The following is a 12,474-nucleotide window of genomic DNA, read 5'->3' on the forward strand; positions in this document are numbered from 1 at the left end:
CTAGGGTTAACCCCATTATAGGGTTAATACTAGATTCAACACAACCCAGGCTTCGTGAAATGCGTCACCCCGGCTCCAGTGCCAACCCCGCCTGGGTCCAGGCATCGATGCCGCCGCGCAGCACCTGGGCCTGGTGGCCCCGCTGCTTCAACCAGATGGCCGCTCGCACGGCCGAAGCATCGGCAGGACAGGCGCAATAGGTGATGAAGACGGCCGCCGCCGGCCAATCGGCCAGGGCTGCGTCGCCCAAGGCGCCCATGTCGAGATGACGGGCGCCGGGGATGCGGCTGGCCAGCGGCATGGTCGGCGAGCAGGCGCGCACGTCGACAAACACGATGTCGCTGCGCTGCTGGGCCAAGGCCAGGGCTTCGGCCGGGCCGAGGCGCTCGAAACGCTCGAGCTCCCGGCGCACGCGGGCGCGCCGCCACAGCCGCCAGACCAGGTACAGCCCCAGCGCCACACCCGCCAGCGCCAGGGCGACGCCGCCGAGATGGCTGAGTGCGTGCAGCAGCTCGTCAATCTGCTCATGGAACAGCCGCCCCACGCCGATGGCCACGCCGGCCCACAGTGCCGAACCGAGCAGATTCCAGGCGATGAAACGCGAGACCGGCATGCCCAGCGCGCCCGCCAGCGGCGGCGCCAGGATGGACAGCCCCGGCACAAACTTGGCGATGACCAGGGTCAGCACGCCGCGGCGGGCAAAGCTGGCCTCGTTCTGGCGCACGCAGCTGTCCGGCGAGATGGAAATGCGGCACAGCGTCGCCAGCACCCGCCGCCCGAGCCGTTGCCCGGCCCAGAACCACAAGCCGTTGGCCACGAGCGCCGCCAGCGTCGCGACGGCAAAGCTTTGCAGCGCGAAACCGTCGCGCGTGGCCGATTCCACGCCCGCCAGCAGCAGCACCGGCGTGGACGGCACGGGTGCGCCCAGTTGCTCCAGCAGCACGGCAAGGGCCACGGCGAGCAGCCCGTATTGGGAAAAGAGGTCGTTCAGCATGTCGAGGCTGGTGAGGATAGTCGGAACGACAACTCGCTGATGTCAGCAGCCCAGGCAACCATCGTGATGTAGTTGATTACATTACGACTCCATGCCTACCGAGCTCTGGAGCCAGTTCGACGCCGCGCCGCTGGCGCTGACGCTGCGCATCGCCGTTTTCGCCACGCTGCTGGCCCTGCTGCTGGGCGTGGCCCTGGGCTGGGTGTTCGCGCGCACCCGGCTGCCGGGCCGCGGCCTGCTGGAAGCCATCTGCATGCTGCCGCTGGTGCTGCCGCCCACGGTGCTGGGCTACGGCATCCTGGTGCTGATGGGCCGGCGCAGCGCCCTGGGCGGCTGGCTGCGCGAGCACTTCGACTACACGGTCATCTTCAACTGGCATGGCGCCGTCATCGCCTCGACGCTGGTGGCCCTGCCGCTGGTGCTCAAGGGTGCGAGCAGCGCCTTCGCCCAGGTCGACCGCAACCTGGAGGCCGCGGCCCGCACGCTGCGCCAGTCGCGCTGGAGCACCTTTGTGCGCGTGACGCTGCCGCTGGCCTGGCCCGGCATCCTGGCCGGCACGCTGCTGGCCTTCGCTCGCGCCATGGGGGAGTTCGGGGCCTCGTTGATGGTGGCCGGCTCCATCCCCGGCCAGACGCAGACCGCCTCCATGGCCATCTACGACGCCGTACAAGCCGGCCGTGACGATCTGGCGCTGATGCTGGCCCTCATCGTGTCGGCTGTGTCGGTTGCCATCCTCGTGCTGTCCAACCGCTATCTGCAACGCTCGTCGCCATGAAACGTCGCCTGCTCGCCCTCTGTGCCGCCCTGCCCCTGTTCGCCTCGGCCCAGCAACTGACCGTCTCGGCCGCCGCCAGCCTGACCGATGCTTTCAAGGAGATGGGCCCGCGCTTCGAGGCCGCCAGGCCCGGCGCGACGCTGCGCTTCAATTTCGCCGCGTCGGGCGTGCTGCTGCAGCAGATCGCGCAAGGAGCGCCCGTGGACGTCTTCGTCAGCGCCGACCAGGAGACCATGAACCGCGCGGCGGATCAGAAGCTCATCGCCACCGTTACGCGCCGAGACTTTGCGGCCAACTCGCTGGTGCTGGTCACCCCGACCCAAGGCGCACCCGCCATTGCGACATTGGCTGACCTGAACAAGCCCTCAGTGCGCCGCATTGCCGTCGGCAAGGTGGCTTCCGTGCCCGTGGGCCGCTATACGCAACAGGCCCTGGGCACGGCGCAGCTCTGGTCGGCCCTGGCGCCGAAGCTCGTTTTCGCCGACAACGTGCGCCAGGTGCTCGACTACGTGGCCCGCGGTGAGGTCGAGGCCGGCTTCGTCTACCGCACGGATGCCGAGGTCGCCAAGGGCAAGGTGCGCGTGGCCGCGACGGTGGGCGGCCACACGCCCATCACCTATCCGGCCGCCGTCGTGGCCGACAGCAAGCAGGCCGCGTTGGCGCGAGACTTCGTCAACTTCCTCGGCGGGGCCGATGCTCAGGCCATCCTGGCCAAGTACGGTTTCGGCAAACCTTGATCGACGTCAGCCTCCAGCTATCAGTCAGTGACGCCCGGCGCCGCTTCGACCTCGACATCGCGTTCGCGACCGATGCGCCCTTCATCGCCCTCTACGGCCCGTCGGGCGCCGGCAAGTCGCTGACGCTGCAGGCCATGGCCGGCCTGTTGCCAGTGCAGGCCGGGCGCGTGCTGCTGAACGGCCGCGCGCTGTTGGACACGACAGCCGGCATCGACCTGCCACCCGATGCGCGCGGCGTCGGCTATCTCTTCCAGCACTACGCTCTCTTCCCCCACCTCAGCGTGCGCGACAACATCGCCTTCGGCCTGACGAGCTGGCGCAAACGCCTCAAGTCCGACGACGCGGCGCGGGTGGACGAGTTGATCGAGTCTTTCGGCCTCACCGCCATGGCACGCAGCAAGCCGGCCACGCTGTCCGGCGGCCAGCAGCAGCGCGTGGCCCTGGCGCGAGCTCTGGCCTGCAATCCCCAGGTGCTGCTGCTCGACGAACCCTTCGCGGCCCTGCACCCCATGCTGCGCCAGCAACTGCGCGACGAGCTGCGCACGGTGCGTGAACGCTGGGGCATCCCGGCAGTCATGATCACCCACGACCTCGACGATGTGGCCGCGCTGGCGAATCGCGCCTATGTTGTCGACAGCGGCCGCGTCACGCGCGAGGTGGACCTGGACGCCGGCCAAAGCCGCGAGCTGCAGGATGGCAGTGCACTACGGCCCGAGGATGAGCAGCGCCGCGACTTCCTGAAGACGCAGATCGCGTGACCCCCGGCGACCACCCACTGCTGCAAGGCGAACTGCGCCTCGCTGGCCGGCTCGACGGCCGCTTCTTCGACCTGCTCGCCGCGTTGGCCTTGACCGGTTCGCTGCAAAAGGCGGCCCGCGTCGCCGGCTACAGCTACAAGGGCGCGTGGCTGGTGCTAGACGCAGCCGGCGCGCTGACGCATGCACCGCTGGTCGAGACCGCCACCGGCGGCTCAGGCGGCGGCGGCACGCGACTGACGACCGAGGGCCAGGCCTTGCTCGCCGCCTGGCAGCAACTGCAATCCCGCCATCAGGCCTTCCTGCACGAACAGGCCGCCTGGCTGGAAACCCAACCCGCGCTCGACGCGCTGCTGAAAAGGATGTCCATGAAGACCACCGCCCGCAACCAGTTCCATGGCCGCGTGGCCGGCGTCAACCCCGGCCCGGCCACGACGACGGTGCGTGTCGCCCTGGAGGGTGGCCAGGAGATCACCGCCTCGCTGACGACCCAGGCCGCACAGGAACTGCAGGTACAGACGGGCAAGGAAGCCCTGGCGCTGGTGAAGTCCAGCGAGGTCGTGCTGGTGACGGACTTCGGCGGCTACAGGCTGTCGGCGCGCAACCAATTGGCCGGTACCGTCTCGCGCGTGCAGCGCGGCGCGGTGTCCAGCCTGGTCGGCCTGACCCTGCCCGGCGGCGCCGTCGTCACGGCCAGCGTCACCAACGATGCCGTCGATGCGCTTGGCCTGGCCGTGGGTCAGCAGGCCACCGCCGTGTTCAAGGCCTATGCCGTCATGCTGGCTGTTCGCGACTAGAGCCCCAGCTCGCTCAGACCTGGGTGTTCATCCGGGCGCCGGCCCAAGGGCCAGAAGAACAGCCGCGCCGACGCCGCGATGGGCAGGTCATTGATGCTGGCAAAGCGTCGCCGCATCAGGCCTTCATCGGTGAACTCCCAGTTCTCGTTGCCGTAGCTGCGGTACCAGTGGCCCGAATCGTCGTGCCACTCGTAGGCGAAGCGCACGGCGATGCGGTTGCCTGCACAAGCCCACAGCTCCTTGATGAGCCGGTAGTCCAGCTCGCGCGCCCACTTGCGCACGAGGAATTCATGCACCTGCTCGCGGCCGACCGGGAACTCCGCGCGGTTGCGCCAGACCGTGTCGTCCGTGTAGACGCCGACGACGCGGTCGGGGTCGCGGCTGTTCCAGGCGTCTTCGGCCAGGCGCACTTTCTGGACGGCCGACTCGGCCGTGAAGGGCGGCAGCGGCGGCTTCATCTTCAATACGTCTTGTAGGGCAGGAACTTGCCGCTCATGACGATGCTGACGCGGTCACCCGCCGCGTTGGGCTCGCGCTGCAGGTCCATCTTGAAGTCGATGGCGCTCATGATGCCGTCGCCGAATTCCTCGTGGATCAGCTCCTTGAAGGTCGTGCCGTAGACGCTGATGAGCTCGTAGAAGCGGTAGATCAGCGGGTCGGTCGGCACCGACGTCGGCAGGCTGCCCTTGTAGGGCACGACCTTGAGCCACTGCGTCTCACACTCGGTCAGGTCGAAGAACCTGGCCAGCTTGGCGGCCTGCTCGTCGTTGAAGGTCATCTGGCCCAGGCAGCCGGCGGTGACCCACTCCTTGCTGAGGCCGATGTCGGCGGCCACGTCGGCCCATTTGATGCCCTTGGCAACCTTGGTGGCGATGATCTTTTCGGTGACTTCGAGGCGGCTCATGCGGTGCTCCTGTGGATGGCGGGGTTGGTATCGAGGGGAATGACTTCGGCGGTCTGCAGGCCTGGCCGCACCTCGGGCGGCTGCTCGGGCGCGCGGCCATGCGACAGCGTGGCGCTGCGCTCGACGAGGAAGTCGACGAGGTGGTTGCGGATGCGGTAGTACTGCGGGTCGTGGTGCAGCGTGGCGCGCTGCCGCTCGCGGGGCATGGTGTTGACGACGATCTCCGCCACGCGGGCCTGCGGGCCGTTGGCCATCAGCAGGATGCGGTCGGCCAGCAGGATGGCCTCGTCCACGTCATGCGTGATCATGAAGACGGTCTGGCGCGTGGCAGCGCAGATCTTCAGCAGCTCGTCCTGGATGGTGCCGCGCGTCAGCGCGTCCAGCGCGCCGAAGGGCTCGTCCAGCAGCAGCATGCGCGGCTCGATGGCGAAGGCACGCGCTATGCCCACTCGCTGCTTCATGCCGCCAGAGAGTTGGCTGGGTTTCTTGTCCAGCGCCGGTGTGAGGCCGACGAGGGCGACGTGCTTCTGGACCTGCGCGTCGACCTCGGCGCGCTTCCAGTCGGGCCATTTGCTGCGCACCGCGAAGGCGATGTTCTGGCGCACGGTCAGCCACGGCATCAGCGCATGGCCCTGGAAGACGACGCCGCGCTCCAGCCCCGGTCCGGCCACCTCGCGCTGGGCCATGAAGACGTGGCCGCTGCTCGCCTGCTCCAGGCCGGCCAGCACGTTGAGGATGGTGGTCTTGCCACAGCCGCTGTGGCCGATGATGCAGACGAACTCGCCCTCGCTCAGCGTGAAGTTGACGCCGTCGAAGACGGTCGCGTCGCCATAGCGCTTGGTCAGGCCCTGGACCTGCACAAGTTCAGTCGGCATAGGTCACCGCCTTCTGCGCGCGGGCGAAGAGCAGGTCCAGCGCCATGCCCACGAGGCCGATGACGAGGATGGCGAAGATGACGTTGGGCAGGCTGAGGTTGTTCCACTCGTTCCAGACGAAGTAGCCGATGCCGGTGCCGCCCACCAGCATCTCGGCCGCCACGATGACCAGCCACGCGATGCCCATGCTGATGCGCATGCCCGTCAGGATGGTCGGCGCCGCCGCCGGCAGGATCACTTCGAAGGCCCGGCGGAGCGGGCTGACCTCCAGCGTGCGGGCCACGTTCAGCCACTCGCGCCGCACGCCGGCCACGCCGAAGGCCGTGTTGATCAGCATCGGCCACAGGCTGCAGATGAAGATGACGAAGATGCCGCTCGCCGCCGAGTCCTTGATCGTGTAGAGGGCCAGCGGCATCCAGGCCAGCGGCGAGATGGGCTTGAGCACCTGGATGAAGGGGTCCAGCGCGCGGTAGGCCAACGGACTCATGCCGATGACGAAACCCAGTGGAATGGCGACCAGCGCAGCCAGCAGATAGCCCAGGCCGACCCGCCCCAGCGAGTAGGCCAGCTGCAGGCCAATGCCCTTGTCGTTGGGGCCGCGGTCGTAGAAGGGCTCGGCCAGGTGATGGGCCATGGTGCGGCCCATTTGCGCCAGCGTCGGAAAGCCGCTCTTGGCCGCCACCGGCGTGGCGTCCACCGGCTTGCCCATCAGCTTGGCGTACTCGATCTGCTCGGGCGTCATGGCTGCAGCCGGTGCCGCAGCAGGCGTGCCCTGCGTGGCGAGGTACCACACACCCAGCAGACAGCCGAGCAGCAGCAGCGACAGCACACCAGCGCGGAAGGCGAGCGAGCGCTTCATGTGCGTTTGATCGCGAAGCTGGCCACGTAAGCATCCGGCTTGGCCGGGTCGAACTCCTTGCCCATGACGCTGAACTTCGGATAGCCGCCCGTCTTCTCCTCGGGCGCCGCCATGTCCAGCGCCTTCATCTGCTTCTTCGCATCCGTCAGCAGGAAGACCTTCTCGGCGATCTGCCGGTAGTTCACGTCACCCTTCAGATAGCCCCAGCGCTTCATCTGCGTCAGGATCCACACGGCCATGCTCTGCCAGGGCATGGGGTCGAAGTCGGCGCGGTCGGGCACGACCTTGACATTGCCCAGGCCGTCGGCGAACTTGCCCGTCAACACCTGGGCGATGACGGTCTCGGGCTGGTTCAGATAGGCCTGTGGCGCGATGACCTTGGCAATCAGCTCGCGGTTGCGCGCCTCGCGGGCCATGGCGGCGGCCGTCAGCACCGCGCGGTAGAGCGCGATGAAAGTGTTGGGGTTCCTGGCGATGAACTCGCTGCTGGTGCCGAAGGCGCAGCAGGGGTGGCCGTTCCACAGCTCCTTGGTCAGCAGGTGGATGAAGCCCACCTCCTCGTAGACCGCGCGCTGGTTGAACGGATCCGGGCCGAGGAAGCCGTCGATGTTGCCGGCGCGCAGGTTCGCCACCATCTCGGGCGGCGGCACCACGCGGATCTGGATGTCGCGGTCCGGGTCCAGCCCCGCTTCCGCCACGTAATAGCGCAGCAGGAAGTTGTGCATCGAGTACTCGAAGGGCGCGGCGAACTTGAAGCCCTTCCAGTCCTTGGGATCGCGCTTGTCCTTGTGTTTGACGCTGAGGGTGATGGCCTGGCCGTTGGTGTTCTGGATGGTGGCCACATTCATCGGCGTGGCCGGCGCGCCCAGGCCCAGGCTGATCGCAATCGGCATCGGCGACAGGAAGTGCGTCGCGTCGTACTCCTTGTTGATCATCTTGTCGCGGATCAAGGCCCAGCCCGCCGTCTTCACGACCTCCACGTTCAGCCCCTGCTTGGCATAGAAGCCCAGCGGGTGGGCCATGATCAGCGGTGTGGCGCAGGTGATGGGGATGAAGCCGATCTTGAGGTCCTTCTTCTCCAGCGCGCCCTTGTCTTGCGCCATCGCCTGCAGCGAGGCGATGGGCAGCACGCTGCCGATGGCGGCCATCGCCGTGCGGCGGCCCACGGCCTTCAGGAAGCGGCGGCGCAGCGCGTCCTGCGGAAACAGCGCTTTGACCAACGTCGCCTCGACGAAGCTGGCCGATTCGGCCTCGAAGTCCGTCGTCTCGCTGCGGGTGCGCAGTTCGGCGGCGGCGTGCTCGGCCGGACTGCCGTGCTGGCCACAGGCGCAGTGCATCAGCAGGGGCCGGTCGGCGTCGTAGGGATCGTGGGTCATCGAGTGCTCCTCAAGTGGAAGCGACTCTAGGGAGCGCGCCGGCTCGGCGGCATCGTGGTGGCCGGCGACTTCTTGTAGGGCTGGAACTACGCCACATCGCCCGAAGCCCCCCTAACTGGGCAAGCCGGGGACCACAGGACTGTTGCTCAATCCCTCAGGCAGGGGGTCTCATACCGCTGCCCCACGCCGGTGCCAGCGTGATTTGCGCACTAGCATCCCGCCTCATTCGCGCTCACTCGGACAGACAGGGAAGTTCAATGACCATCGCCACAATCAAGTCATTCATCCTCGGGACGGCTTCGGCAGTCGCCCTGGCCGCTCCCGCCGGTGCGGCCACCATCATCCTGCACGACATCGGCGGCGCCGCCCAGGTGACCGGCACGCAGGCCGAGGCAGGCTTCAGGATCGCAGCGAAGTACTGGGAATCGGTCCTCACCAACAACGCCACGATCGAGCTGAACGTCGGCTACGGCGGGCTGCCGCCGGGCGTGCTGGGCTCGACCGGCTCCAGCCTGATCGACTACGTGCCGATCGGTGCCTACTACAACCTGCTCAACGCCAACAAGACCAGCGCGCTGGACAACCTGGCCGTGGCCAACCTGTCACCCCTGAATGCCAATGGCGGCGTGTCGGTCCTGGTGCCGGCCTATCTTTCGCCGGCCACCCAGGACGGCATCGACGTCGCCGGCGGCACACGGCTGGCGCCCGACAACACCATCAACCAAGCGATGGCGCTGACCTCGGCCAACGTCAAGGCCCTGGGCATCGACCTCGGCCCAAGCTTCATCGATGGCACCATCCAGTTCTCCAACCAGTTCGCCTTCGACTTCAACCCCACGGACGGCATCACGCCGGGCAGCTACGACTTCATCGGCGTGGCCATCCACGAGATCGGGCATGCGCTGGGCTTCGTCAGCGGTGCCGACGATTTCGACTACACCGACGGCCAAACCGGCCCGGTCGATGATTTCTGGTGGGGCTATGGCCTGGACATGTTCCGCTACAGCGCCGCGGGTCAATTGAACTGGGCGCCGAACCAGCCGGCCTACTTCTCGGTGGACGGCGGCGCCACGGCCCTCGGCGATTTCTCGACGGGTGAAAACACCGGCGACGGCAACCAGGCCTCGCACTGGAAGGAGCCCAACCAGGCCACGCCGTGCAACGACTTCCTGGGCGTCATGAACCCCTACATCTGCGGCGGCAAGATGGACTCGGTCACCGCGCTGGACCTGGCGGCCTTCGATGCCATCGGCTGGAATGTGAACGTCGATGTGCTGGCCAACCCGGCCTACGAGCTGACGACGGCACAGATCTACGCGCAGTTCGCCATTCCCGAGCCGTCGACCTGGTCGGTGGTTTTCCTGGGCCTGTTGGCTGCCGGGCTGGTCACGCGCCGCCGCAAGCAGCAAGGCTAAACCTCAGTTACCGCCTCGGCGGCTCGCCCCGGTTGCAGACCTGCACCGGGGCGATTTTCGTTGGGCCGCAGCGCCTCAGGCCGCCGCGGCCACCGCGCGCGTGATCTGCACCTGCACTTCACCCGCGCCCGCAAACACATGCCGCGACTGCTGGCCGATGCGGATGTCGTGCACGCCGGTGATCATGCCGGTCGAGATGACGTCGCCGGCACGCAAAATTTCACCCTGCTGGGCGCGCTTGTTCAGCGTGAAGGCGAGCGCGCCGAGAGGCCCGGGCTTGATGGCGACCTTGCCGGTACCGACCGACTGGCCGTCGATGAAGGTCTCGACATCAATGGTTTCCAGCTCGCGCCAGTTGGTGATTTCGGCGCCGACGACGACGCCCCAGTTGTTGCCGAAGTCGGAGATGACGGCGCCGGGGCCGATGTCGTTCAGCGTGGCCAGTGGGCTGCTCGCCACTTCGACGCCGATGTGCATGGACGCCACCAGCGGGAGGACGGACTCCGCTGTCCAGTCGCTCTTGCCGGCCGGCGAATCCGCCGCGACGACGATGACGACCTCGGCCTCGACGGCCGCGAAGCCGCCTTCGAACACGGGGCATTGCGCCGCGCCGCCCTGCGCCACGTGGTGGACGTTGGGGGCAAAGGCGGGGCCGATGAGGCGCTCTTCAGGAAATTGGGCCGCGAACGCGGGGTTCACGCGGGCGACCTTCCAGCCCTTGACCGCATCGGGCCAGCGGGCGATGGCCGCGGCCTGGATCGCATAGGCCTCGGCCAGCGTCGCGGGCGGCGTGCCGGGGTAGGCCTCGAGGGCGCGGCCGGCGGCGCGGGCGGTGGTGAAGGTTTCGGCGATTTGTTGGGAGGCGCTCATGGAGTTCTTTCTGTGCGCCGGCCGGCGCGGTCATGCATGCGGCCGGCAATGTACCGCGCCGAAACGAAACAGGGTTTTACTTTTCCGGAAGCAACCCTATCCCGCCTGCTCCATGCGCACCGCGAACAGCGCCAGCTCCACGTCGTTGCGCACGCCGATCTTCTCCAGCACGCGGGCACGGTAGGTGGACACCGTGTTGGGTGACAGCACCAGTTGCTCGGCGATCTCGCCCACGCTGCGGCCGGCGGCCAGCAGCTGGAAGACCTGGTATTCGCGGTGCGACAGCTTCTCGTGCAGCGGCTGCTCATCGTCCGCCGGCCGGCCGCCCGCGCCGATGGCGCCGGCCAATTGCTCGGCCACGCTGGGCGTGATGAAGAGCTTGCCGCGGGCGACGCTGCGCACCGCGTCGATCATCTGCTCACTGTGCGCGCTCTTGTTCAGGTAGCCGGCCGCGCCGAGCTTGAGGCTGCGCACGGCGTACTGGCGGTCGGGGTAGGTCGACAGCATCAGCACGGGCAGGCGCGGGAACTCGGACTTCAACGCCTTCAGGATGTCCAGCCCGTCGCGCTGCGGCATGGCGATGTCCAGCAGCACCACGTCGACCTGGCCTGCCCTCACCTGCTGGATGGCATCCGGCCCGTTGGCCGCCTCGCCGACGACGCGCAGATCCTCCGCCTCGGCCAGCACCTGCTTGATGCCCTGGCGGACGATGAGGTGGTCGTCGCAGATCAGCACGCGAATCATGTCAGGCTCTCGTCCGACGGGTACATCGGCCGGTCCCCCGAGCGGACGGCGGTCCGGCTTGGGGCGGCCCGGCGCTCGGCCCGCTTCATTGCGCCTCCAGCGGCATCACCAATCGAACTGTCGTGCCCCGCCCCGGCGCACTCTCGATGCCCAACCGCCCCCCGAAGTGGCCGGCACGCTCGCGCATACCCAGCACGCCATAGCTGCGCGCGTCGTTCAGCGCCTCGGGTGCCGCGCCCACGCCGTCGTCGCGCACCTGCAGATAGAGCACCGGTGCCGGTGGCGCGTCCACGTCGATGCGGATGGCCACATGCCGGGCCCTGGCGTGACGGGCGACGTTGGACAGCACCTCCTGGAAGATGCGGAACACCGCAATCGCCAGCCCCCCTTCCGGCGGCGCGACATCGGCCGCGACGTGCATCTTGACGTCCACCTGCCGCTCGTCGCTGCCGGCAAGCTGGAACTCCTGCGCCTGCCACTCCAGCGCCGCCCACAGGCCCTGGTGGTCCAGGATGCTGGGGCGCAGGTCCGTGATGATGCGGCCGACCGAGTCGACCGCCGTGTCCACCAGGCCGCCCATGCGCTGGCATTTGTCCAGCATGGGCTCGCGCAGGCCAGGGTCGCCGACACGGCGGGCCAGCCAGTCCAGGTCCATCTTCAGCGCCACGAGCAGGGAGCCCAGCTCGTCATGGATCTCGCGGGCAATGCGCTTGCGCTCGGTCTCGCGCATGGCCTCCAGGTGGTGGGCCAGCTCGCGCAGCTCGGCCGTTCGGTCGGCCACGCGCTGCTCCAGCTCGTCATGGCTGGCGCGCAGCAGCGCCTCGGCGCGGCGGCGGGCGGAAATGTCGACGAAGGTGACGACGGCGCCCTGCACCTCGCCATGTTCGATGACCGGGTAGCTCGAATACTCGGCCGGGAAGGGACTGCCGTCAGCCCGCCACAGCACTTCATCGTCGATGCGGCAGGGCTCGCCGCGGCGGAAGGCATTGAAGATGGGGCAGTCGCACTCCGGATAGTGGGCGCCGTCGTCGCGCGAGTGATGGATCAGCTCGTGCATATTGCGGCCCAGCACTTCTTCGGTGCGCCAGCCCAGGGCCTCACAGGCAGCGCGGTTCACAAAGGTGCAATGGCCACCCATATCGATGCCGAATATGCCCTCGCCGGTGCTTTCCAGCAGCAGGGTCAGGCGGCGCGTCGCCTCCAGCGAGGCAACCGGCGGGGTGGCGAGCGTGTCCTGGGCAAACGGCATGCTCATGAGGCGAGCAAAGCCCATGCCACGCTTTGGTGCATATCGAATAAGGAAATAAGCAAACTGTCGTTTGGTGAATAAGCGACTTCGGGCACTCTCGCGGCTTCGTTCATTCGACGGCCAT

The 12,474-nt window shown here is 67.8% G+C and carries 14 protein-coding genes; 5 read left to right on the forward strand and 9 right to left on the reverse strand.

Translation table 11 applies throughout. The annotated features are described in order from the left end of the window. Window positions 1–64 precede the first annotated feature (64 nt). Window positions 65–994, reverse strand: coding sequence for a VTT domain-containing protein (locus AC1DW3_RS02315; RefSeq protein ID WP_477928205.1), 930 nt, complete (start codon window positions 992–994; stop codon window positions 65–67). 91 nt (window positions 995–1,085) lie between these two features. Between AC1DW3_RS02315 and modB the strand changes: the two genes are divergently transcribed. From modB to AC1DW3_RS02335, 4 genes are read left to right on the forward strand one after another with little or no spacing between them, the layout of a single operon-like run. Beyond that, the gene (modB, locus tag AC1DW3_RS02320; RefSeq protein WP_477928207.1) at window positions 1,086–1,769 is read left to right on the forward strand and encodes a molybdate ABC transporter permease subunit; all 684 of its coding nucleotides are present in this window, start codon (window positions 1,086–1,088) and stop codon (window positions 1,767–1,769) included. After that, the gene (modA, locus tag AC1DW3_RS02325; RefSeq protein ID WP_477928208.1) at window positions 1,766–2,506 is read left to right on the forward strand and encodes a molybdate ABC transporter substrate-binding protein; all 741 of its coding nucleotides are present in this window, start codon (window positions 1,766–1,768) and stop codon (window positions 2,504–2,506) included. The genes modB and modA overlap by 4 nt, the downstream gene beginning before the upstream one ends. Continuing rightward, the gene (locus AC1DW3_RS02330; protein ID WP_477928210.1) at window positions 2,503–3,264 is read left to right on the forward strand and encodes an ABC transporter ATP-binding protein; all 762 of its coding nucleotides are present in this window, start codon (window positions 2,503–2,505) and stop codon (window positions 3,262–3,264) included. Before modA ends, AC1DW3_RS02330 begins: the two co-directional genes overlap by 4 nt. Continuing rightward, window positions 3,261–4,058, forward strand: coding sequence for a TOBE domain-containing protein (locus tag AC1DW3_RS02335; protein ID WP_477928212.1), 798 nt, complete (start codon window positions 3,261–3,263; stop codon window positions 4,056–4,058). The genes AC1DW3_RS02330 and AC1DW3_RS02335 overlap by 4 nt, the downstream gene beginning before the upstream one ends. On the opposite strand, the gene AC1DW3_RS02340 is transcribed toward AC1DW3_RS02335, so the two are convergent. From AC1DW3_RS02340 to AC1DW3_RS02360, 5 genes are read right to left on the reverse strand one after another with little or no spacing between them, the layout of a single operon-like run. Continuing rightward, the gene (locus tag AC1DW3_RS02340) at window positions 4,055–4,522 is read right to left on the reverse strand and encodes a nuclear transport factor 2 family protein (protein WP_477928214.1); all 468 of its coding nucleotides are present in this window, start codon (window positions 4,520–4,522) and stop codon (window positions 4,055–4,057) included. The two genes, AC1DW3_RS02335 and AC1DW3_RS02340, sit on opposite strands and share 4 nt — an antisense overlap. Continuing rightward, window positions 4,519–4,962: a cyanase gene (gene cynS, locus AC1DW3_RS02345; protein ID WP_477928216.1), complete on the reverse strand. Its 444-nt coding sequence runs from the start codon at window positions 4,960–4,962 to the stop codon at window positions 4,519–4,521. Before cynS ends, AC1DW3_RS02340 begins: the two co-directional genes overlap by 4 nt. Next, window positions 4,959–5,837, reverse strand: coding sequence for an ABC transporter ATP-binding protein (locus AC1DW3_RS02350; protein ID WP_477928218.1), 879 nt, complete (start codon window positions 5,835–5,837; stop codon window positions 4,959–4,961). The genes cynS and AC1DW3_RS02350 overlap by 4 nt, the downstream gene beginning before the upstream one ends. Then, complete coding sequence (gene ntrB, locus AC1DW3_RS02355; protein ID WP_477928220.1) at window positions 5,827–6,696, reverse strand: nitrate ABC transporter permease; 870 nt, start codon at window positions 6,694–6,696, stop codon at window positions 5,827–5,829. The genes AC1DW3_RS02350 and ntrB overlap by 11 nt, the downstream gene beginning before the upstream one ends. After that, window positions 6,693–8,072 (reverse strand): CmpA/NrtA family ABC transporter substrate-binding protein, encoded by a 1,380-nt coding sequence (locus tag AC1DW3_RS02360; protein ID WP_477928222.1) that lies wholly within the window; start codon window positions 8,070–8,072, stop codon window positions 6,693–6,695. Before AC1DW3_RS02360 ends, ntrB begins: the two co-directional genes overlap by 4 nt. A 257-nt stretch (window positions 8,073–8,329) precedes the next feature. On the opposite strand from AC1DW3_RS02360, the gene AC1DW3_RS02365 reads away from it, so the two are divergent. Beyond that, a complete protein-coding gene (locus AC1DW3_RS02365; protein WP_477928224.1) occupies window positions 8,330–9,487 on the forward strand; it encodes an NF038122 family metalloprotease in 1,158 nt (385 codons plus the stop codon). Between the two features lie 75 nt (window positions 9,488–9,562). Here AC1DW3_RS02365 and AC1DW3_RS02370 read toward each other — a convergent pair whose 3' ends face one another. The 3 genes from AC1DW3_RS02370 to AC1DW3_RS02380 form a co-directional block, all read right to left on the reverse strand. Then, window positions 9,563–10,357: a hypothetical protein gene (locus AC1DW3_RS02370; RefSeq protein WP_477928226.1), complete on the reverse strand. Its 795-nt coding sequence runs from the start codon at window positions 10,355–10,357 to the stop codon at window positions 9,563–9,565. 96 nt (window positions 10,358–10,453) lie between these two features. After that, complete coding sequence (locus AC1DW3_RS02375) at window positions 10,454–11,101, reverse strand: response regulator (RefSeq protein ID WP_477928228.1); 648 nt, start codon at window positions 11,099–11,101, stop codon at window positions 10,454–10,456. 85 nt (window positions 11,102–11,186) lie between these two features. Beyond that, window positions 11,187–12,350, reverse strand: coding sequence for a PAS domain-containing sensor histidine kinase (locus AC1DW3_RS02380; RefSeq protein ID WP_477928396.1), 1,164 nt, complete (start codon window positions 12,348–12,350; stop codon window positions 11,187–11,189). Between the last annotated feature and the right edge of the window lie 124 nt (window positions 12,351–12,474).

The sequence above is a fragment of the Roseateles sp. P2_H4 genome (assembly GCF_056403315.1).